Source organism: Ruegeria sp. CH8 (assembly GCF_056536985.1).
On record NZ_JBQFQR010000002.1, the window covers coordinates 251,739 to 273,208 of the forward strand.

Annotated in this window: 21 protein-coding genes; 14 read left to right on the plus strand and 7 right to left on the minus strand. The window is 59.3% G+C overall.

Annotated elements, in window-relative coordinates; translation table 11 throughout:
- Window positions 1-9 precede the first annotated feature (9 nt).
- Window positions 10-1,173, plus strand: coding sequence for a M20 aminoacylase family protein (locus ACR0ER_RS03315; protein WP_480767712.1), 1,164 nt, complete (start codon window positions 10-12; stop codon window positions 1,171-1,173).
- A 42-nt stretch (window positions 1,174-1,215) separates the two neighbouring features.
- On the opposite strand, the gene ACR0ER_RS03320 is transcribed toward ACR0ER_RS03315, so the two are convergent.
- Together ACR0ER_RS03320 and moaA are read right to left on the minus strand one after the other, a co-directional pair.
- The gene (locus tag ACR0ER_RS03320; RefSeq protein ID WP_480767713.1) at window positions 1,216-2,538 is read right to left on the minus strand and encodes a 3-deoxy-D-manno-octulosonic acid transferase; all 1,323 of its coding nucleotides are present in this window, start codon (window positions 2,536-2,538) and stop codon (window positions 1,216-1,218) included.
- 1 nt (window position 2,539) lies between these two features.
- The gene (moaA, locus tag ACR0ER_RS03325; RefSeq protein WP_480767782.1) at window positions 2,540-3,547 is read right to left on the minus strand and encodes a GTP 3',8-cyclase MoaA; all 1,008 of its coding nucleotides are present in this window, start codon (window positions 3,545-3,547) and stop codon (window positions 2,540-2,542) included.
- A 90-nt stretch (window positions 3,548-3,637) separates the two neighbouring features.
- On the opposite strand from moaA, the gene ACR0ER_RS03330 reads away from it, so the two are divergent.
- The gene (locus ACR0ER_RS03330) at window positions 3,638-4,054 is read left to right on the plus strand and encodes a hypothetical protein (RefSeq protein WP_480767714.1); all 417 of its coding nucleotides are present in this window, start codon (window positions 3,638-3,640) and stop codon (window positions 4,052-4,054) included.
- On the opposite strand, the gene ACR0ER_RS03335 is transcribed toward ACR0ER_RS03330, so the two are convergent.
- Genes ACR0ER_RS03335 through glmU form a run of 4 tightly spaced genes read right to left on the minus strand, consistent with a single transcriptional unit; the run spans window position 4,042 to window position 8,455 of the window.
- On the minus strand, window positions 4,042-4,728 hold the full coding sequence (locus ACR0ER_RS03335) for a DNA alkylation repair protein (RefSeq protein ID WP_480767715.1): 687 nt from the start codon (window positions 4,726-4,728) through the stop codon (window positions 4,042-4,044). The two genes, ACR0ER_RS03330 and ACR0ER_RS03335, sit on opposite strands and share 13 nt — an antisense overlap.
- Before the next feature lie 4 nt (window positions 4,729-4,732).
- Complete coding sequence (locus tag ACR0ER_RS03340; protein WP_480767716.1) at window positions 4,733-5,272, minus strand: pyridoxamine 5'-phosphate oxidase family protein; 540 nt, start codon at window positions 5,270-5,272, stop codon at window positions 4,733-4,735.
- 3 nt (window positions 5,273-5,275) lie between these two features.
- A complete protein-coding gene (glmS, locus tag ACR0ER_RS03345) occupies window positions 5,276-7,096 on the minus strand; it encodes a glutamine--fructose-6-phosphate transaminase (isomerizing) (RefSeq protein ID WP_480767717.1) in 1,821 nt (606 codons plus the stop codon).
- 3 nt (window positions 7,097-7,099) lie between these two features.
- Window positions 7,100-8,455 (minus strand): bifunctional UDP-N-acetylglucosamine diphosphorylase/glucosamine-1-phosphate N-acetyltransferase GlmU, encoded by a 1,356-nt coding sequence (gene glmU, locus ACR0ER_RS03350; RefSeq protein WP_480767718.1) that lies wholly within the window; start codon window positions 8,453-8,455, stop codon window positions 7,100-7,102.
- Window positions 8,456-8,589: 134 nt separating this feature from the next.
- Here glmU and ACR0ER_RS03355 point away from each other — a divergent pair, with 134 nt between their 5' ends.
- The 3 genes from ACR0ER_RS03355 to ACR0ER_RS03365 all read left to right on the plus strand — a co-directional run bounded on the left by ACR0ER_RS03355 (window position 8,590) and on the right by ACR0ER_RS03365 (window position 11,820).
- Window positions 8,590-9,261 (plus strand): HAD-IA family hydrolase, encoded by a 672-nt coding sequence (locus tag ACR0ER_RS03355; RefSeq protein WP_480767719.1) that lies wholly within the window; start codon window positions 8,590-8,592, stop codon window positions 9,259-9,261.
- 39 nt (window positions 9,262-9,300) lie between these two features.
- Window positions 9,301-10,491, plus strand: coding sequence for a DegT/DnrJ/EryC1/StrS family aminotransferase (locus tag ACR0ER_RS03360; protein ID WP_480767720.1), 1,191 nt, complete (start codon window positions 9,301-9,303; stop codon window positions 10,489-10,491).
- Between the two features lie 165 nt (window positions 10,492-10,656).
- The gene (locus tag ACR0ER_RS03365) at window positions 10,657-11,820 is read left to right on the plus strand and encodes an isovaleryl-CoA dehydrogenase (RefSeq protein WP_480767721.1); all 1,164 of its coding nucleotides are present in this window, start codon (window positions 10,657-10,659) and stop codon (window positions 11,818-11,820) included.
- A gap of 50 nt (window positions 11,821-11,870) precedes the next feature.
- On the opposite strand, the gene ACR0ER_RS03370 is transcribed toward ACR0ER_RS03365, so the two are convergent.
- On the minus strand, window positions 11,871-12,470 hold the full coding sequence (locus ACR0ER_RS03370) for an OmpW/AlkL family protein (RefSeq protein WP_480767783.1): 600 nt from the start codon (window positions 12,468-12,470) through the stop codon (window positions 11,871-11,873).
- Between the two features lie 136 nt (window positions 12,471-12,606).
- Here ACR0ER_RS03370 and ACR0ER_RS03375 point away from each other — a divergent pair, with 136 nt between their 5' ends.
- The 9 genes from ACR0ER_RS03375 (at window position 12,607) to ACR0ER_RS03415 (ending at window position 21,466) form a co-directional block, all read left to right on the plus strand.
- The gene (locus tag ACR0ER_RS03375; RefSeq protein WP_480767722.1) at window positions 12,607-14,133 is read left to right on the plus strand and encodes an AMP-binding protein; all 1,527 of its coding nucleotides are present in this window, start codon (window positions 12,607-12,609) and stop codon (window positions 14,131-14,133) included.
- Window positions 14,130-14,708 (plus strand): hypothetical protein, encoded by a 579-nt coding sequence (locus ACR0ER_RS03380; RefSeq protein ID WP_480767723.1) that lies wholly within the window; start codon window positions 14,130-14,132, stop codon window positions 14,706-14,708. Before ACR0ER_RS03375 ends, ACR0ER_RS03380 begins: the two co-directional genes overlap by 4 nt.
- Entirely contained in the window at window positions 14,705-16,309 is a 1,605-nt protein-coding gene (locus tag ACR0ER_RS03385) for a carboxyl transferase domain-containing protein (RefSeq protein WP_480767724.1), read from the plus strand. Before ACR0ER_RS03380 ends, ACR0ER_RS03385 begins: the two co-directional genes overlap by 4 nt.
- On the plus strand, window positions 16,309-16,734 hold the full coding sequence (locus ACR0ER_RS03390) for an ASCH domain-containing protein (RefSeq protein WP_480767725.1): 426 nt from the start codon (window positions 16,309-16,311) through the stop codon (window positions 16,732-16,734). Before ACR0ER_RS03385 ends, ACR0ER_RS03390 begins: the two co-directional genes overlap by 1 nt.
- 3 nt (window positions 16,735-16,737) lie before the next feature.
- Window positions 16,738-18,666, plus strand: a complete 1,929-nt coding sequence (locus ACR0ER_RS03395; protein WP_480767726.1) for an acetyl/propionyl/methylcrotonyl-CoA carboxylase subunit alpha — start codon at window positions 16,738-16,740, stop codon at window positions 18,664-18,666.
- Window positions 18,667-18,738: 72 nt separating this feature from the next.
- Window positions 18,739-19,593, plus strand: coding sequence for a hydroxymethylglutaryl-CoA lyase (locus ACR0ER_RS03400; RefSeq protein ID WP_480767727.1), 855 nt, complete (start codon window positions 18,739-18,741; stop codon window positions 19,591-19,593).
- 6 nt (window positions 19,594-19,599) lie between these two features.
- Complete coding sequence (locus tag ACR0ER_RS03405; protein WP_480767728.1) at window positions 19,600-20,388, plus strand: crotonase/enoyl-CoA hydratase family protein; 789 nt, start codon at window positions 19,600-19,602, stop codon at window positions 20,386-20,388.
- Window positions 20,389-20,576: 188 nt separating this feature from the next.
- Window positions 20,577-20,942 (plus strand): NADH-quinone oxidoreductase subunit A, encoded by a 366-nt coding sequence (locus tag ACR0ER_RS03410; protein WP_170331458.1) that lies wholly within the window; start codon window positions 20,577-20,579, stop codon window positions 20,940-20,942.
- Window positions 20,933-21,466, plus strand: a complete 534-nt coding sequence (locus ACR0ER_RS03415; protein ID WP_480767729.1) for a NuoB/complex I 20 kDa subunit family protein — start codon at window positions 20,933-20,935, stop codon at window positions 21,464-21,466. Before ACR0ER_RS03410 ends, ACR0ER_RS03415 begins: the two co-directional genes overlap by 10 nt.
- The last annotated feature ends 4 nt before the right edge of the window (window positions 21,467-21,470 follow it).

The following is a 21,470-nucleotide window of genomic DNA, read 5'->3' on the forward strand; positions in this document are numbered from 1 at the left end:
GAGATGACCATGCCGATCAAAAATCGCTTCGCCGAGTTGCAGGGCGAAATCACCGAATGGCGCCGCGACATTCATGCAAACCCCGAAATCCTGTTTGAAACGCATCGCACAAGTGCGCTGGTCGCAGACAAGCTGAAGGAGTTCGGCTGTGACGAGGTTGTAACGGGCATTGGCCGCACCGGTGTTGTCGGTGTCATCAAGGGCAAGGTTGATACCAGCGGCAAGGTGATCGGATTGCGGGCGGATATGGATGCGCTGCCGATCCTTGAGGCGACGGGGCTGGACTATGCCTCAAAGACCGAGGGTGCGATGCACGCTTGTGGCCATGATGGGCATACGGCGATGTTGCTGGGGGCGGCGAAATACCTCTCGGAGACGCGGAATTTCGATGGGACGGTTGTGGTAATCTTCCAGCCAGCGGAAGAGGGCGGCGGCGGTGGTCGTGAGATGTGTGAAGATGGCATGATGGACCGCTGGGGCATTCAGGAAGTTTACGGTATGCATAACTGGCCCGGTCGGCCCGTGGGCAGTTTTGCCATTCGTCCGGGCGCGTTTTTTGCTGCCACCGATCAGTTCGACATTACCTTCGAAGGCAAGGGTGGTCACGCAGCCAAGCCTCATGAGACTGTCGATACCACAGTGATGGCCGCACAGGCGGTGCTGGCGCTGCAGACGGTTGCCGCGCGCAATGCAGATCCGGTGGATCAGGTTGTGGTTTCAGTGACGTCGTTTGAGACCTCGTCCACCGCCTTCAACGTGATCCCGCAAACGGTGCATTTGAAAGGGACTGTTCGCACGATGAGCCGAGAGATGCGCGATCTGGCTGAAAAGCGCATAAAAGAAATCTGCAACGGTGTGGCCGCGACCTTTGGTGGGGCTGCGGAGGTGACATATTACCGAGGCTATCCGGTGATGGTGAACAGCGATGAGCAGACCGATTTCGCCGCAGATGTCGCGCGGTCCGTATCGGGTAACTGTGATGAGGCACCGTTGATCATGGGGGGCGAGGATTTTGCCTTCATGCTCGAGGAGCGCCCGGGGGCGTATATTCTGGTCGGCAATGGCGACACGGCGGCGGTGCATCACCCTGAATACAATTTCAACGATGAGGCTATTCCGGCCGGGTGCAGTTGGTGGGCCGGGATCGTGGAACAGCGGATGCCTGCTGCTTGAAGGGCAGGACGGGGGCTCTGCCCCCGAACCCCCGGGATATTTTTAGCCAGATGAAGATGGATCCCGGTCAGACAGGCTGAGTTGGGTGCAGAGCGTTTCGACGATTGCATCCAAAGCGGATTTTTGAGTGTTTACGCAGGACTTTGCAGCGTTGCGTGCCGTATCCAAGGCGTTTTGGTCCGACAGCCAGGTTGCTACGGCGGCGGCTAGGTCTGTGACGGATTGGACTTGCAGCGCTCCTCCGGTTTCGATGAGGGGCGCAAAGGTTTCAGCAAAGTTGAAATAGCCCGGGCCGGTGATCACGGCGGCTCCGGCTTGGGCAGGCTCGAACGGGTTGTGACCGCCGATCTCTTTCAGGGATCCGCCCAGAAACACGATAGGGCAGAGAGCGTACCATGTGCCGGTCTCGCCCAGAGTGTCAGCTACGTAGACTTGCGTTTCCTCGGTGATCTGATCTCCGGCTGATCGGAGCGCTGTGTTTTGTCCAGCTTGCTCAATCAGCGCGGCCACGTCGTTGCGGCGCTCGGGGTGGCGCGGAATCAGAAGCAACAGCAGATCGGGCCAGCGTTTGAGTAGTTCCGCATGGGCGGCCAGAACGATCCCCTCTTCCCCCGCATGGGTGGAACTTGCGATCCAGACGGGGCGGTCCCCGATCTGTGCGCGGATGTCCGATAGCGTGGGTTCATCCACGGGCAGCGGGTCGGACATTGCCTTGAGGTTCGTGCCGGGCTGAACGCGTTCCGCGCGTGCGCCCATGTCGATCAGGTTTGCTGCGGTCTTGTCATTCTGGGTCAGGAACAAGCGGAAATGGTCGAGAATGAAGCGGGCCGTTTCGTGGCGTTTCTTCCAGCCCTCGACGGATTTGTCCGATAGTCGCGCGTTCAGCAGGGCCAAAGGGATGCCGCGTGTCGCGCCTTCGACGATCAGGCGCGGCCAGATTTCGCTTTCGACAAAGATACCGGCATCGGGGCGCCAATGATCCAGAAAGCGCCGGACAGGGCCGGGCATATCAAGGGGCGGGTATTGGTGGCGCGCGCGGGGCGGCATACGTTTTTCGATCAGTGCGGCCGAAGTGGGCGTGCCCGAGGTGATCAGAAACTCGGCATCGGGTAGACGCTCACCTAGCCGTTTGATCAGGCTGATCACCGACAAGGTTTCGCCGACACTGGCCGCGTGGAACCAGATCAGACGCCCGTCGGGGCGGGGCAGGCTGGCGTGGCCCAGGCGTTCTTGCTGTCGGATTGCGGGAACATCGGCGGCCCGCAGCTTTTTTCGCACCGTGCGCCAGACCAGTGGGCCTGCAACAGAGGTCAGGCCGCAATACAGGTGATAGAGCAGCGTCGACCGACCCGGTTGATCCGGCACGTCAGCCGCCTGTGTGGCTCATGTGACGGCTCATCTGGCCATCAACCGCCTGACGGGAATAGTCGAAATCGTGGCCCTTGGGCTTGAGGGTGATCGCGGCGCGGATCGCATCCTCAAGCGGTTGCTCGGTGTCGGGATGATCACGCAGAGCTCCGCGCAAGTCGGCCATATCCTCTTGGCCGAGGCACATGAACAACTCACCGGTGCAGGTCAGGCGCACGCGGTTGCAGCTTTCGCAGAAGTTATGCGACAGCGGCGTGATGAAACCGATTTTTTGGCCGGTCTCCTCCAGCCGTACATAGCGCGCTGGGCCACCGGTGCGTTCGGCCAGATCGGTCACGGAATAGTGGTTTTCGTATTCCTTGCGCACGTCTTTCAGTGACCAGTATTGGTCCAACCGATCCTCGTTGCCGATATCGCCCATGGGCATGACCTCGATCCAAGTCAGATCCATGTCACGTTCGGCACACCATTTCGTGATGGCGGGCAGTTCTTCTTCGTTGAAGCCCTTCAGAGCCACCGCGTTGATCTTGATCCGCAACCCGGCCTTTTGCGCCGCGTCGATACCGTTCAACACCTGCTTCAAGCGACCCCAGCGGGTGATCTGGGCAAATTTGTCTTCGTCCAGCGTATCCAGCGAGATATTCACCCGCCGCACGCCCGCTGCATAGAGATCCTCGGCAAAGCGGTGCAGCTGTGACCCATTGGTGGTCAGCGTCAGTTCTTTCAACGCGCCGCTGTCCAGATGCCGGGTCATGCTATTGAAAAAAGTCATGATATTGCGGCGTACAAGGGGTTCGCCACCGGTGATGCGCAGTTTCTCAACACCCATTTTCACGAAGGTGGTGCACATCCGGTCCAGCTCTTCCAGCGTCAGCAGGTCTTTCTTCGGCAGGAACTTCATGTCCTCGGACATGCAGTACACACAGCGGAAATCGCAGCGGTCCGTGACGGAGACGCGGAGATAGGTAATCGCACGGGCGAACGGGTCGATAAGCGGAGCAGTCATGCGATATAGGTAAAGCCGGGACATGTCTGCGACAAGGGCGAAGTTTCCTTTGCGCTGGTACAGATGCGCGCAGGGCGGTAGGCTGTCGGCATGAGATATGAGCTTTTGACTTTGTGCGTTCTGGTCGCGGGATGCGACACCGTGCGATCTACGACAGACCGTGTTTTCGGGGGTGAAGAAAAATCCGCTGAGGCCGAAGAGGTTGTGGTCGAAACATCAGTTGAGCCGGAACCCTTGCCGGCCACTGCCGCCGGTTGGGTCGGGGCAAAGACCACCATTGCCGGGTTGGGTGACCCGACGACGCCGGGCCGTTGGCTGCAAACGCCGCTGGTCGATACCGAGTTCACCGGCCGCGTGGTCGTCCCGAAGACCGGGTCGCAGGCCTATATCACGCTGGTTCCCGCGCCGGGGCCGGAGGGTGGCGGCAGCAGGTTGTCACTGGACGCGATGCGGGCCTTGTTGCTGCCGTTCGATGAGTTGGTTGAGCTTGAGGTCTATTCCAACTGATCTTTCAGGAACTTTCCGGCCTCGCGGCGAGCAAATGGTTTCATTACCTCGCCATGTGAGGCCAGAAAGGCAATCACGCGATCCGGGTCGTGTTTCGACAATTCACGCAGCCACCATGCAATGGCCTTCTGGATGAACCAATCACGGTCAGGGACATAGCCCGCCGCCCAGCCAAGGATACGGTCGCGCCGCGCCAGATCGTCGGGTTTGGGGTGGTTCTGCTTCGTCCACGGTAGTGTGGCCACCAGTGCCGCGCGCCGCGTCCACATGTGATCGGACGTCGTCCAGAGTTCGACCTGATCCAGCCGGGACGGATCGGCTGACAGGCGTTTCTGCATAGCCATGCAGGCGTGATCGGCCACCGCCCAGGCATCGAAATCAGGCAGCCAGCTTTGCAAAAGCTCCCAGACCGCGTCATCTGGGCGAATGCGGGCCTGCGTCAGAAGTTTGGCGGCGGCCAGACGGCCCTCGTGGATGTTGGTCTGCCAGAGTGCATCTGCAAGTTCCACGCGCGCAGCCACGTCCAGTTCCTGACGCCACGCTTTGGTGAGGTCATTCAGCACCGGGTTTCCGACGCCCAGATAAGGACGATCTGCCTTGTGATAGGCCGCCATCTGCTCGGCGCGCTCGGCATCCGCATGGGCCTTGATCTGATCGAGATAGGCGTCAAGCATCGAACTATTCGGCGCGGGTCGGTTTGCCGTCGATGGTCTGCTGATTCTTTTCCACCCAATAGGCGCGGATATCGTCGTCCGACTTGCCGTCCACCCATTTCTGCATAGTGTCCCGATCGGACTGATACTCCATGAATGGCACCGCATAGCCGCAAGAAGTCTGAACCAGATCGATCTGCAGATCATAGATCTGCCGCGCGCTGCGGTGGTCTGGGAATAGATCGGCCAGCTCATCCCAGCCCGCGTCCCCCACGTGCAAGGTGCGCGCGGTTCCATAGGTGCGCAGGATCAGAGGGCGGATGGTGAAGGAGCACCACATCAGCGTCATGCGATTGGTTTCCAGCAAGTGCCCGGCGGTTTCATTGCCGCTGCCGGTCAGGTTCATCCAGACAATCCGGTTCGACCCCAGAACACGCAGCGAATCCATCCCCTTGGGTGAGATGTTCACCCGCCCGTCAAGCGCTGCGGTGCCGACGAAAAAGATGTGCTGATCTGCGATGAACTTGCGCTGGGTTTCATCCAGTTCCGGGAATTGCTTGGCCATGCTTCACTCCACCGTGACGGATTTCGCCAGATTGCGTGGCTGGTCCACATCCGTGCCCTTGGCCACCGCCGTATGATAGGCCAGCAACTGCGCTGGAACCGAATAAAGGATCGGGGCAAGGCTTGCGTGGATGTGGGGCATTCGGATCGTGCTCCAAACACCGTCTTTGGCGTCGGCAATGCCTTCATCGTCCGAGATCAGAATGACCTTGCCCTTGCGTGCCATCACCTCTTGCATGTTCGAAACGGTCTTGTCGAAAACCGCATCGCGTGGGGCCATGACGATCACGGGCATATGCTTGTCGATCAAGGCTATGGGGCCGTGTTTTAGTTCGCCTGATGCATAACCTTCGGCGTGGATATAGCTGATTTCCTTGAGTTTCAGCGCGCCTTCCATGGCCAGCGGGTACATCAGGCCGCGGCCCAGAAACAGCACGTCGCGCGCCTCAGACAGGCGTTGGGCGGATTTCTTGATGGCCCGGTTCTGATCTAGCGCAGCGTTGAGGGCCGTCGGCAGCCCGCGCAGCGCAGCTGAGTGATCAGCCAGTTCTTCGTCGGTCATGGTTCCCCGGTCCGCTGCGGCCTTGAGTGCCAGCATCAGCAAAACGCTCAGCTGGCAGGTGAAGGCCTTAGTCGAAGCCACACCGATCTCAACCCCAGCGTGGATCGGCAGAGCCAGATCGCTTTCCCGCGCGATCGAGCTTTCAGGAACATTGACAACTGATACGATTTTGTCAGCTTTGCCTTCGCAATAGCGCAGAGCGGCCAGCGTATCCGCGGTTTCGCCCGACTGGCTGACGAACAATGCTGCCGTGCGGTCGGGGATCGGAGGTTCGCGATAGCGGAACTCGCTGGCGATATCGACTTCGACGGGAATCTTAGCCAGTTGTTCGAACCAGTATTTTGCGGTCAGACAGGCATAAAAGGCGGTGCCACAGGCAACCATGGTCAGGCGGTCAAGCTTGGCGAAGTCCAACTCACCGGGCAGGACGACTTTGCTCGCACCGGTGGGCAGGTAGGACCGGATCGCTTCGGCCACCACCACGGGTTGCTCGGCAATCTCCTTGGCCATGAAGTGCTTGTGACCGCCCTTGTCGGCCCGCGTCTGATCCAGTTTGATTTTGCGGGTTTCGCGGTTGGCCAACTCTCCGGCCTCGTTGCGGATTTCCAGCGATGTGCGGGTCAGCACCGCCCGGTCGCCTTCTTCAAGATAGGTTATGCGGTCGGTCAGCGGTGCCAGAGCAATCGCGTCCGAGCCCACGAACATTTCGCCATCCCCATGCCCGATGGCGAGAGGTGAGCCTTTGCGGGCAGCAACAATCAGGTCGTCCTGCCCATCGAAAAGAAAGGCAAGCGCAAAGGCGCCCTGGAGGCGGTCGATTGTCTTAAAAGCTGCGTCTACAGCTGAAAATCCACTGTTAAGGTAGTGCTCGGCCATCAAAGCCACGGTTTCGGTGTCCGTTTCAGTAACGAAATCAACGCCGTGTTCAGCTAGTTCCGCCCGCAACTCGCGGTAATTCTCGACGATGCCGTTATGTACGACTGCCACAGGGCCAGCTTTGTGAGGGTGTGCGTTCGTGACCGAGGGTGCGCCGTGGGTTGCCCAACGAGTGTGCCCGATCCCGGACTTTCCGCGCAGCGGGTTATGTACCAGAAGATCGCTTAGATTCACCAGTTTGCCTACGGCCCGGCGTCGCCCTAGAGCACCATTGTCAATGGTCGCGATGCCAGCGCTGTCATACCCGCGATATTCCAGTCGTTTCAAAGCCTCGACCAGAATTGGGGCGGCTTCATGCTGTCCCAGTACACCTACAATACCACACATGAATTAAGCTCCTTTATCTTTGCGCGCTTTTTTCGCCTTCAACATTTCAACCAATTTTTTTGCATAACCCGGCTTGTTCTCTTGCCGTGCACGACCCATGGCCAATGCATTGGGTTCAACGTCGCGCGTCACAACAGTTCCCGCCGCCGTCATCGCACCATTGCCCAGAGAAACTGGTGCCACCATCAAGGTATTTGATCCAACAAAGACATTCTCTCCAATGACCGTACGGTGCTTCAATACGCCGTCGTAATTGCAGGTAATTGTGCCTGCGCCAATATTCGAGGTTGCACCTACCGAGGCATCACCGACATAGCTGAGATGATTGACCTTGGCACCTTCGCCGATTTCTGAGTTTTTGATCTCGACAAAATTCCCTATGCGCGTGTTTTCACCCAGTTCGGCACCGGGGCGCAGGCGGGCAAAGGGACCTACGATCGCACCGCGACTGACGTGGCAGTCTTCAAAATAAGAAAAAGACCGGATCGTTGCGCCGCTTTCGATTGTAACGCCGGGGCCAAAGACAACATTGGGTTCAATTACCGTATCTCTACCAATGACAGTGTCGGCTGCCAGATAAACGGTTTCGGGGGCCATAAGTGTGACACCAAGCTCCAAAAGATTGGCGCGGGCGCGGCTCTGAAATTCGGCATCCGCTGCAGCCAGATCAGCCCGCGAGTCCACGCCAAGAGTTTCGGATTCGTCGCATTTGATAGCAGTTGCTGTCAGGCCTCTTGCATTGGCTATGGCTACAATTTCAGTGAGATAAAATTCACCTGACGCATTTTCATTGCTGACCTGGTCAATAAGATCGAACAACAGCTTGGCATCACAAGTCAGCAGACCGCTGTTGGTGAAGCGAATAGCCCGCTGTTCTTCATCGGCTTCCTTATATTCGACGACCTTTACCAACTTGTCACCATCCATAATTAGACGGCCGTACCGGGGTTGCACTTGGGCAATGTCGAACCCCAGCATCACCAGATCGTGTGAAGCGCGGGCTTCGATCATGCGTTGTAGGGTATCGGGTTCGATAAAAGGTGTGTCGCCATACAAAACGATGACGTTGCCTTCGAAATCGGACAGAGCATCGCATGCCTGCATGACAGCATGGGCGGTGCCCAGTTGTTCTTCCTGGCGGACAACGATTGCGGATTCGTCCTCTGCGATTGCGACTTTCTCAACTGCTTCCGCACCGTGCCCGGCTACAATCACAGTGCGTTCCGGTAATAGGCTAGCCCCGGCGCGCATGGCGTGAACCAGCATGGGGGTTTGGGCAATAGGGTGCAGAACTTTGGGGATATCCGAATGCATCCTGGTGCCTTTTCCGGCGGCAAGGATGACAAGGGCAATGCTCATGAAATCGATTTCTCTTTGTGTTTTGTTGCCGTCCGTTTTATCCGCTGAGGTCAAAGGCGCAAGCGGTTCAGCCATCAAACAAGATTGCCGTTTGCAACACGACACGGCAAAAACCCGCCGAGGCAGGAGGCACAATGCGCACGGTAATCTTCGATCTGGACGGAACTCTGGCCGATACGTCTGGTGATTTGCTGGCCGCGGCGAACCACTGTTTTCGGCAGATGGGGCACGGAGATGTGTTGGTGGATGGGCAGGACGCGGCGGTTGCGTTGCGGGGCGGTCGGATGATGCTGACGCATGGGTTGAAGCGGGTCGGTGCTTATGACGAAGAGACTGTCCACGCCTATTACCCGACACTGCTCGATGCGTATTCGCAGGCCATCGACACCCATACGCAGTTCTATCCCGGCGCACTGGACGCGGTCGAGGTTTTGCGATCTGCCGGTTATGGCGTTGGCATCTGCACCAACAAGCCCGAGGCACTGGCCCATCAGTTGCTGACCCAGATGGGGGTGCGGGATGCGTTTGCCTCTCTGATCGGCGCAGACTCGCTTCCGGTGCGCAAGCCGGACCCGGAGCCTTTGCGTGAAGCCGCGCGCCGGGCGGGTGGGCATCCGGATCTGTGTGTGCTGATCGGAGATTCCGATACCGACCGTAACACGGCGCGTGCGGCAGGTGTTCCCTCGGTTCTGGTAACATTCGGCCCGTCCGGCGATGACATGGCCGCGTTGGAGCCCGAAGCCTTGCTGCATCACTTCGATGATCTGCATTCGGTGGTTGAAGAGCTGATCGGTGCGGCGGCGTGATCCCTTGACCCTCGACCCGTGCAGCGTCAGAACAAGCTTATGACCGAGACATTTACTGGCAGCTTCACCCAGCAGGAACCCATCCCCGAAGAGGCGATTGAGGCGGCGATGGCCGTGCTGCGCCACGGGCGACTACATCGTTACAACGTCGCCCACGGAGAGCTGGGGGAGACCGCTCTGTTGGAGCAAGAATTCGCGGCGCAGATGGGGGCAAAATACTGTCTGGCGGTGTCGTCTGGGGGCTATGCACTGGCGACGGCGTTGCGGGCGGTCGGGGTGCAGCCCGGCGATCCGGTGCTGACGAACGCCTTCACGCTGGCACCGGTCCCAGGGGCGATTGCCTCGGTCGGTGCGCGCCCGATCTTTGTGGGCGTGACCGAGAGCCTAACCATTGATCTGGACGATCTCGAGGCCAAGCTGGATCAGGCGCGGGTGCTGATGCTCAGCCATATGCGCGGGCATCTGTGTGACATGGATCGGCTGATGCAGATGTGCGATGCCGCAGGTGTCATGGTGATCGAGGATTGCGCCCATACGATGGGTGCAGAGTGGCGCGGGCAGCTTTCCGGTCGGCAGGGGGCAATCGGGTGTTATTCCTGTCAGACCTACAAGCACGTCAATTCCGGTGAGGGCGGTTTGCTGATCACCGACGACGAAGAATTGGCGGCCAAGGCGACGATGCTATCGGGGTCTTACATGCTGTATGAACGCCACTTGGCTGCGCCGGGACCGGAGGTGTTTGAACGCATCAAGTATACCACTCCGAATGTGTCTGGTCGCATGGACAACCTGCGTGCTGCTATTCTGCGTCCGCAACTGAGGGATTTGGATCGGCAGGTTCAGCGCTGGAATGAGCGATACGATGAGATTGCGGCAGGATTGTGCGGAACGCCGGGCCTGACCATTGTCGAGCGCCCCGAGGAAGAAACCTATGTAGGGTCGTCGATCCAATTTCTGTTGCTTGACTGGTCGCCGGAGCGCATTGCCGAGGTGATCCGACGTTGTGCCGTGCGTGGGGTGGAGCTCAAATGGTTTGGCAGAGCAGAGCCAACCGGTTTTACGTCCCGCTATGACAGTTGGCGCTATGCAGACAGTGTGCCTATGCCAGCCAGTGATCGCATTCTGGCCGGTATTATAGACATGCGTGTGCCACTGACTTTTTCGTTGGAGGATTGCCACCTGATTGCGCGCATCATCCGGTCCGAGGTTGGCGCGGTCTATCAATCCTAATCCAATTGAGTGCACCTGCGGTGCACGCTCTTTTTGACAGCCGCCCTTTGGGGCGGCTGTCCGCATTTTGGGTGGTCGAGTCGATCAGGGTCGTTGACCAGATGCAATCCGGCTGATATCAGTTTATTGAACATGTGTTCATTTATGCGAAGGAGGAGATCGCGTATGTTCACGGCCACAATGCAATTTGATCTGGGCGAAGACGTGAATGCCCTGCGTGAGATGGTGCATCGCTGGGCGCAGGATCGGGTCAGGCCGATGGCGGCCGAGGTCGACAAATCCAACACTTTTCCCAATGAGTTGTGGAAAGAGATGGGTGATCTCGGGTTGCTTGGGATCACGGTGTCTGAGGAATACGGCGGGGCGGGGATGTCATACCTGGCCCATACTGTTGCGGTCGAGGAGGTGGCGCGGGCCTCTGCCTCGGTTTCGCTGTCTTACGGGGCGCATTCGAATCTGTGCGTCAACCAGATCAAGCTGAATGGAACCGATGAGCAGAAGGCGAAGTATCTGCCGCGCCTGATCTCAGGCGATCATGTGGGTGCTTTGGCGATGTCCGAGGCATCAGCGGGATCTGACGTGGTGTCGATGAAACTGCGCGCGGAAAAGCGCAACGATCATTACCGGCTGAACGGCAACAAGTACTGGATCACCAACGGGCCGGACGCGGATACTTTGGTCGTCTATGCCAAGACGGACCCGGAGGCGGGATCAAAAGGAATCACGGCCTTTCTGATCGAGAAAGAGATGAAGGGATTCTCGACCTCGCCTCATTTCGACAAGCTGGGGATGCGCGGATCGAACACGGCTGAATTGATTTTCGAAGACGTCGAAGTGCCGTTCGAAAACGTGCTGGGCGAAGAGGGCAAGGGCGTGGCGGTGCTGATGTCGGGGCTGGACTATGAACGCGTCGTGTTGGCCGGGATCGGAACGGGCATCATGGCGGCCTGCCTGGATGAGATCATGCCCTATCTCGCCGAACGCAAGCAATTCGGCAAGCCGATCGGCAGCTTTCAACTGATGCAGGGCAAGATCGCAGACATGTACACCGCGATGAATTCCGCGCGCGCCTATGTGTACGAGGTTGCCAAGGCCTGTGATAGGGGGGACGTGACCCGTCAGGACGCGGCGGCGTGCTGTCTTTACGCCTCGGAACAGGCGATGACACAAGCGCATCAGGCGGTGCAGGCGATGGGTGGGGCCGGGTTCCTGTCGGATTCCGCGGTCAGCCGGATTTTCCGAGATGCCAAGCTGATGGAGATCGGTGCGGGAACCAGCGAAATTCGCCGGATGCTGATCGGCCGGGAACTAATGAGCGAAATGCTGTGACGGAAAAACGCCCCGCAGACGAGGGAGCCGCGGGGCGTTCTTTCAAAGGATCAGAAGCGATGAACGTAGGATACGCCAACCAGCCAAGGGTCGATCTCGGCCTCGCCGATCTTGGTCCCGTTCAGCTTGACATCAGAGTCGATATCGAACCAGCGCACGTTCAGACGGATGGCGCCGTTTTCGGTGACCATGTAGTCCAAACCAGCTTGTACGGCGACACCGAGGGAGTTTTCGATTTCAAGCCCGGGCAAGTCTTCATCGAAGAAGATGGTGTAGTTCAAGCCCGCACCAACATAAGGTTTCCAGACGCTGTTGGTTGGGAAATGGTAGTTCAGAGACAAGGTGGGCGGCAGATGCTTGACGCTACCAATGTCGAGGCTTCCGCCCAAGGTAATGTCATGTTTAAACGGTGTGGCAGCGAGCAGTTCGATACCCAGGTTGTCTTGGATGAAATACTCAGCCGTAAAGATCGGGCGAGTGTCCGCATCGACATCGACATCCAGGCCAAGGGCAGTGCCATTGTCGGATTTCGGATCAAGGTAGCCAACACCAATACCAAGGGTCCAGTCACCTTTGTTCTGGGCCATTGCGGGGGCGGAAAGCGCGACAAGCGCGGTGGAGAGCGTCAAAGCGGCGAGTGTTTTGGTCATATTATGGCCTTTGGGTTTGTTGATGGGGCGGTTTTGCCGGACAACGGCGCCGTCAACTCTGATCTGCATCAAATTCCTGCGAGCCTGACAAAGTGTGGCCGGTCGAAAAATGTCATGAAAACAGGGGGTTTTGCGCATGCGTCCCGTTGGTGACATACCGGGTATGCGGGAATCGGGGGGCTGGGAGATCCCCAGCCGGCTCAACATGGCGCGTCAATGCCTGGCGCATCCCAGCGATACTATCGCCATCTTTGACCTGACTGCAGGTTCCAACGATGTGGTCACATACGGCCAGCTTGGGCGCATGACCGACGGGATAGCGCGGGCGTTGCAAAAACAGGTTCGGCCACAAGTCCGTGTGGGGGTTTTGCTCAGTCAGTCGCCGTGGTGCGCCGCAGCCCATCTGGCGATCTGGAAGCTTGGTGCAATTTCGGTGCCACTATTCAAGCTGTTTAAGCGCGATGCGCTGGCTTCTCGTGTTGGGGATGCGGGGGCAGAGGTGGTGCTGACGGATGAGGAAGGCGCAGCATTGCTGGGCGATCTGGCGGAACCGATACGGGTCGATCAGATTGCACCGTCCGATAATCCGCTACCCTTTGCCGATACCGGTCCCGAGGACCCGGCGGTCTTGATTTATACCTCGGGTACGACCGGCAGCCCGAAGGGTGCATTGCATGGGCACCGGGTTTTGACCGGGCACCTGCCGGGTGTTTCGATCAGCCATAATCATTTGCGGGACGGTGACTGCCTGTGGACACCAGCTGATTGGGCCTGGATCGGAGGGCTGTTTGACGTGCTGATGCCAGGCCTGGCGCTGGGCATCCCCGTGGTCGCGGCGCGGCTTGAGAAGTTCACGCCCGAAGCCTGCGCCGATGTGATTGCGCGCGGCGGGGTGCGCAACGTGTTCTTCCCGCCTACGGCCCTTCGAATGCTGAAGGCGGCGGATCAGAACATCACCGGCCTGCGGTCCGTCGCCTCTGGTGGCGAACCATTGGGGGCCGAAATGCTGGCATGGGGAAAAAAGGCGTTTGGCCTGACAATCAACGAGTTCTACGGCCAAACCGAATGCAACATGGTCGTGTCGTCCTGCGCTGAGGATTTCCCGGTGCGGCCCGGCTGTATCGGCAAACCGGTGCCCGGACATGAGGTGGCGGTGATCGACGAAGACGGCCAGCCGACCAACGAGGAGGGCGACGTTGCCATCCGACGCGGATCGGCCTCGATGCTGCTGGAATACTGGAGCCGGCCCGAGGCAACGGCCGAGAAGTTCCGCGGCGACTGGCTGATCACCGGAGACCGCGGCGTGTGGGAGGGCGACTATCTGCGCTTTGTCGGTCGCGATGATGACGTGATCACCTCAGCCGGATACCGCATCGGCCCCGCCGAGATTGAGGATTGCCTGCTGACCCACCCGGCAGTGGCAACGGTGGGCGTGGTCGGCAAACCCGATCCGCTGAGGACCGAGATTGTGAAGGCCTATGTGGTGCTGAAGTCGGGGGCCGAGGCCACGGGGCAGGAACTGCAGGACTGGGTCAAGGACCGTCTGGCGCAGTATTCCTATCCTCGTGAGGTGGCATTCTTGGAGGAGTTGCCGATGACGGTGACCGGGAAAGTGATCCGGAAGGAACTGAAGGTGCGTGCGGCGAGAGAGGTTGCAAAATGACGTCTTCCTTTGATTTTGCGCGCGATACGGCGAACTTCCCCAAGACCGTGATAATCGGATGCCCGAACTGCCAAACACCTGCGCGCTTTGTACCAGCAGAGTTGGATGTCATGACAAAGAAGTCTTCTGGTGAAACGCTGGGTAAAGACGTCATGGTCGTGAAAGCTGATCGGCCCAATCGCAAATACGCGAACTGGCATCGCGAACACACCCTTACTTACATTGGCCTCGGCGGTTATGACGTTCATTCGTCGAATTCTCTTTATCCCATAGGAATTTATCGGCATCTCCTCAATTCTTTGTTTGGAACTTCAATCTGCGACAGCTGCCATACGCCCAGAAAAACCAAGATCCGTTGGCCTCAGGACGCATATTTTCAACTTAGTTATTCTGGTCGATTGCTTTGGTTTTATGACCGCGAACATGTCGTGGCGATGCTTGAGGTGCTGGGCGGAAGAACCCCAGCAACTCACCCTTGGCGCCATTGGTTCGACAGGAAGCTGCCGACGGTTTTCAAAACCACCCGAACACGCCGACAATTGCCCGCGAGACTGAAAAGGATGCTGCGCGCATGAAACTCACATCTAAAGCCATATCTACCTCCGAGGGCTTCAAGGCAAACCGAACCGCCCATCTCGATGCGCTTGCTCGAATCTCAGCCGCTGCCGAAGCGGCTCGTATGGGCGGTGGCGAGAAATCCCGCGCGCGGCATGAATCTCGGGGCAAGATGCTGCCGCGCCGTAGGGTGGCGAACCTGCTCGATCCGGGGTCTCCGTTTCTCGAAATCGGCGCGACGGCGGCGCATGGGATGTATGGCGATGTCGCCCCCTGTGCCGGGGTCATCGCGGGCATTGGCCGGGTGCAGGGGCGTGAGGTCATGGTGGTGTGCAACGACGCTACCGTGAAGGGCGGCACTTACTATCCGATGACCGTCAAGAAACACCTCCGCGCGCAGGAGATTGCCGAGGAAAACCATCTGCCCTGCATCTATCTGGTCGACAGCGGCGGCGCGAACCTGCCCAATCAGGACGAGGTCTTCCCCGACCGCGACCACTTTGGCCGCATCTTCTATAATCAGGCGCGGATGAGCGCGAAGGGGATTGCTCAGATCGCGGTGGTGATGGGGTCCTGTACGGCGGGCGGGGCTTATGTGCCCGCGATGTCGGACGTGACGATCATCGTGAAAGAACAGGGCACGATCTTTCTGGCCGGGCCGCCTCTGGTCAAGGCCGCGACGGGTGAGGTCGTCAGCGCCGAGGATCTGGGGGGCGGCGATGTCCATACCCGCCTGTCCGGCGTGGCGGATTATCTGGCCGAGGATGACGCCCACGCGCTAGCCTTGGCACGCCGGGCGGTCGGGTCGCTGAACCTGCGCAAACCGCAGACGGTCGATTGGGCTAGCCCCGAAGATCCGGCTTATGATCCCGATGAAATCCTTGGTGTGGTTCCTGCCGATCTGCGCACGCCCTATGATATTCGCGAGGTGATCGCGCGCCTGGTCGATGGCTCCCGTTTTGACGAATTCAAGCCTCGGTTCGGCGAGACACTGGTAACTGGTTTCGCCCATGTTAAAGGTTGCCCGATCGGATTCATCGCGAACAATGGCGTGTTGTTTTCCGAGTCGGCGCAGAAGGGCGCGCATTTTGTCGAGCTGTGTTCTCAGCGTCGAATCCCGCTCGTTTTTCTGCAGAACATCACGGGTTTCATGGTCGGTCGGAAATACGAAAACGAAGGTATCGCGCGGCATGGGGCCAAGATGGTGACGGCTGTCGCGACGACAAATGTGCCGAAGGTTACCATGCTGGTCGGCGGCTCCTTCGGGGCCGGTAACTACGGCATGTCGGGGCGGGCTTATCAGCCGCGGTTCTTATGGACCTGGCCGAACTCGCGGATTTCCGTGATGGGTGGTGAACAGGCTGCGGGCGTTCTGGCCACCGTCAAACGTGACGGGATCGAACGGCAAGGCGGCACGTGGTCCGCCGAAGAAGAGGCTGAGTTCAAGCGCCCGACGCTGGAGACGTTCGAGGAGCAGTCCCATCCGCTCTATGCCTCAGCCCGGTTGTGGGACGATGGCATCATCGATCCGCGCAAAAGCCGCGATGTGCTGGCGCTATCGCTGAGCGCAGCGCTGAACGCCCCGATTGAGGAGACACGCTTCGGCGTGTTCAGGATGTAATGAGCATGGTTTTGAAAGATGTGCTAGACCGCTACCCCGGCGCGCAAACCTTCAAATTTGGTGACAGTGCGAAGATGAGCGCCGAACTGCTCGGGTTGGTTCGCTCGCGTAAGAAAACAGCAACTTGTGGTGCGCTGCGCGATTATCCTGAAGGGAGCCCCGAAACACCGGTTGTCGGACGGCGCGATATCGCTTTGGAATGGGACGACAGTCCGGCTGTGGTGATCGAAACACTCGAGGTCACGATCTGCCGGTTCTGCGATATAACTGAGGATTTTGCTCTGGCGGAGGGCGAGAATGAAACCCTTGAAGGATGGCGCGAGGATCACCGCAGGTATTTCGAACGCAATGGCGGGTTTGATCCTGAGATGGAGCTGCTATGCGAGCGGTTCCATCTTGTCGAAGATTTGGCAGTTGAGGGGTAAGACATGTTTAACAAAATCCTGATTGCCAACCGGGGTGAGATCGCCTGTCGCGTGATGGAAACCGCTCAAAAGATGGGGGTGGCCTGTGTTGCGGTTTGCTCGGACGCGGATGCTACGGCTAAGCATGTGCAGATGGCGGATGAGGCCGTGCCTATCGGTGCGGCGGCCCCTGCAGAGAGTTACCTGAAAGGTGACGTGATCATTCAAGCCGCGCTGGAAACGGGCGCGCAGGCGATCCATCCGGGTTACGGTTTTCTGTCCGAAAACCCCGAATTCGTGGACGCGGTGGAGTCTGCGGGTCTGACCTTTATCGGCCCCTCTGCGGATGCGATCCGTCAGATGGGCCTTAAGGACGCAGCCAAGGTGGTGATGGAGCAGGCGGGCGTGCCCGTCGTGCCCGGTTATCACGGAGACAATCAGGACCCCGAGCATCTGGCCGGGGCGGCGGACACGATCGGCTATCCGGTCCTGATCAAGGCCGTGGCTGGAGGTGGCGGCAAGGGGATGCGTCTGGTCGAACGTCCCGAGGATTTTGCCTCGGCTCTGGACAGCGCACGCAGCGAGGCTCGCACTGCCTTTGGCAACGACGCAGTCTTGGTCGAGAAATTCGTCGCCAAACCCCGCCATATCGAGGTGCAGGTATTTGGCGACGGCACCCATGCCGTACATCTGTTCGAACGCGACTGCTCGCTGCAACGGCGGCACCAAAAAGTGATCGAAGAAGCTCCGGCCCCCGGCATGACGCCCGAGATGCGCGAGGCGATGGGGCAGGCGGGCGTACGCGCGGCTGAGGCGATTGGCTACAAAGGGGCAGGGACGGTTGAATTCATCGTAGATGCTTCGGACGGGCTGCGCCCGGATCGTTTCTGGTTCATGGAGATGAATACCCGCTTGCAGGTCGAACATCCGGTCACTGAGGCAATCACTGGCGTTGATCTGGTTGAATGGCAATTGCGGGTCGCCTCGGGTGAGACGTTGCCGAAATCGCAGGACAACTTGGTAATCAATGGCCATGCTTTTGAGGCCCGGCTTTATGCTGAGGACGTGCCAAAGGGATTCCTGCCTGCGACCGGCACCCTGACGCATCTGCAGTTCCCGCGCGCCTGCCGGGCTGACAGCGGCGTGCGCGCCGGTGACACGATCAGCCCGTGGTATGACCCGATGATTGCAAAGGTCATCGTCCACGGTCCGACACGCGCAGTTGCGTTGGAGCAGCTTCACCGCGCCCTGCAACAGACCGAAGTGGCGGGCACTGTGACCAATCTGGCTTTTCTTGGCGCGCTGACCAGGCATCAGGGATTTGCTGCAGGGGATGTGGATACCGGACTGATCGGCCGGGACTTGGACGGGCTGTCACAGGACGCACCAGCCCCTGCCGCAACATGCGTGGCCGCCGCGATGACCGCGCTGGGGCTGGTCGAGACTTCTGATGAGACAGGGTTCTCTCTGTGGGCACCATTGCATCGTGCCGTGCAGTTGATGGCCGACGAGATGATTGATCTGGATGTGCAGGTTGAAGGTCCAAACCGGCAGGTATGGCAGGTCGGTGAGGAAACGGTGATCGCGGAACGCAGCGGTGGGGACTGGTCAATCGGGGGAGTGCCCATGCCGCGCGTCTCGGTGTCTGGGGCACGGATCACCGTGTTTGAGAACTATGGGCGAGCTTTCGATGTCGTCGACCCTCTGGACCGTGACACCAGCGCCGCTGGCGATACCAATGTGATCGAAGCCCCCATGCCGGGGCTGGTGAAAGCGGTGTTTGCCGCGGTTGGGCAGGTGGTGAAAGAAGGGGATCGATTGGCCATCTTGGAGGCCATGAAGATGGAGCATTCGCTGCTGGCTGCCCGTGATGGGATAGTGGCCGAGGTGCTGACTGACGACGGTGCGCAGGTTGAGGCTGGCGCCGCCTTGGTCCGGTTGGAAGAGGAGTAGCCTGTTCCTGCGCCACTTCGCGTGGCACAGTCGGGTCAACATGTTGGAAACGAAACCGGGAGGAACGCTGTAATGGATGAGCGGGTCGAGATTTTCGAGGTAGGTCCACGCGATGGCCTGCAAAACGAACAGCGTGAAATTCCTGTGGCCGAGAAGGTGGCCCTGATCGACTGCCTCAGCCGCACCGGGTTCAATCGGATCGAAGTGGCCAGTTTCGTCTCTCCCAAATGGGTCCCGCAGATGGCGGGCAGTGCTGAGGTTCTGGCTGGGATCAACCGGGCGGACGGGGTGCGCTACGCTGCGCTGACGCCGAACATGCGCGGGTATGAAGACGCGCTGGCTGCCAAGGCAGATGAGATTGCGGTATTTGCCTCGGCCTCTGAGGGGTTTTCGAAGGCTAATATTAACGCCACGATTGAAGAATCCATCGATCGGTTCACTCCGATCCTCGAGGCTGCCCGCCATATTGATCTGCCCGTGCGCGGGTATGTCTCTTGCGTGACCGATTGCCCCTATGACGGCCCGACCTCGCCCGAGAAGGTGGCCGAGGTTGCGGACCGGCTGTTCGCGCTGGGCTGCTATGAGGTCTCACTGGGCGACACTATCGGGCAGGGAACGCCGGATACTATCGCGCATATGCTTCTGGCCGTGCGCGAGCGGGTGCCGGTCACTCGGTTGGCGGGCCACTTCCATGACACCAATGGCCGCGCCATCGACAATATCGATGCGGCGCTTGCGTTGGGCGTCCGGACCTTCGACTCGGCTGTTGGTGGGTTGGGCGGCTGTCCTTACGCGCCGGGTGCCTCTGGCAATGTCGCGACCGAGGCCGTTATCGCGCATCTTGAGCGGCTTGGATATCAGACTGGGATTGATCTGGCAGTTGTCGAAGAGGCCGCACAGATGGCCCGAGCAATGCGAGCGGAGTAAAGGGCGATGTTCGAAACAATCTCGGTGACGCGGGATGCACGCGGTGTGGCGACACTGACGCTCAACCGTCCGGAAAAACACAACGCGATGTCGGCGCAGATGATTTCCGAGCTGACAGAGGCGGCGACGCAGTTGGGGGCGGACGAGACGGTCCGGGTCGTGGTTCTGACCGGTGCAGGTAAAAGCTTTTGTGCCGGAGCCGATCTTGGCTGGATGCAGGCCCAGATGGCCGCGGACCCAGAAACCCGCTTTGTCGAGGCCCGCAAGCTGGCCGAGATGCTGCAGGCTCTAAATACGATGCCCAAACCTTTGATTGGGGCGCTTCAAGGCAATGCCTTCGGCGGCGGGATCGGACTGACGGCGGTTTGTGATGTGGCGATTGGTGCAGACGGGATAAAGATGGCGCTAACCGAAACAAGGCTGGGTCTGATTCCGGCAACCATTGGCCCCTATGTCATTGCCCGCATGGGCGAGGCCAGGGCGCGGCGCGTGTTCATGTCGGCCCGGGTGTTCGACGCGGCTGAGGCCGTGGACCTCGGACTATTGGCGAAAGCCGTTCCTGCTGCCGGTCTTGGCGATGCCGTTGAGGCCGAAGTCCAGCCCTACCTGTCCTGCGCGCCGGGGGCCGTGGCCTCAGCCAAGGATCTTGTACAGGCGCTGGGCCCGCGCATTGACGACGCCGTGATTGACCAAACGATCCGGGCGCTGGTCGAAAGATGGGAAACCGAAGAGGCACGCGAAGGCATCGGCGCCTTTTTCGACAAACGAAAACCTGCATGGAAAACTCAGGTTTAGCGCCTCGCCAGCGCAAAAACAGATTCGCTAAAAGGCCATTTTTTCCATTTGTGGAAGCAAGTGGAATATTAAGCCCCTGCGCGTTTGTGTTCGGTTGACCCTCTGACCCGGCGCGGATAGAGAATGTCCAGTCAACACGCCAATTGACGGCGCGTCCCTGGGGGGTATGCGCAGGAAAGGAGCTATTCGTGGAAGACCTGCTGCGGGAGTACCTCCCGATTCTGGTGTTTCTGGCCGTTGCCGTGGGCCTTGGAATCGTACTGATTCTGGCTGCTGTGGTAGTAGCCGTCCGCAATCCCGACCCTGAAAAGGTCAGCGCATATGAGTGCGGATTCAACGCCTTCGACGATGCGCGGATGAAATTCGACGTCCGATTCTATCTGGTTTCGATTCTCTTCATCATCTTCGATCTGGAAATCGCATTCCTGTTCCCGTGGGCCGTCGGCTTCAAGGACATCAGCGACGTGGGTTTCTGGTCCATGATGGTGTTCCTGGCGGTGCTGACCATCGGCTTTGCCTATGAATGGAAGAAAGGGGCCTTGGAATGGGAGTGATGACGGGTGCAAACACCGCTGGCGTCGATAACGAAGTCGCCACCCAGGCCCTGAATGCCGAGCTGCAGGACAAAGGCTTCCTGCTGACCTCGACCGAGGACATCATCAACTGGGCGCGTACCGGTTCGCTGCACTGGATGACCTTCGGTCTGGCCTGCTGCGCGGTTGAGATGATGCACACCTCGATGCCGCGTTACGACGCGGAACGGTTTGGCATCGCCCCGCGGGCGTCCCCGCGTCAGTCGGACGTGATGATTGTGGCCGGCACGCTGACCAACAAGATGGCCCCGGCGCTGCGCAAGGTTTACGACCAGATGCCCGAGCCGCGCTATGTGATCTCGATGGGGTCCTGCGCAAATGGCGGTGGCTACTATCACTATTCCTATTCTGTGGTGCGCGGCTGTGACCGGGTTGTTCCGGTGGATATCTACGTGCCCGGTTGCCCTCCGACGGCTGAGGCGTTGCTGTATGGCCTGATGCAGCTGCAACGCAAAATCCGCCGCACCGGCACCATTGTACGCTGAGGAG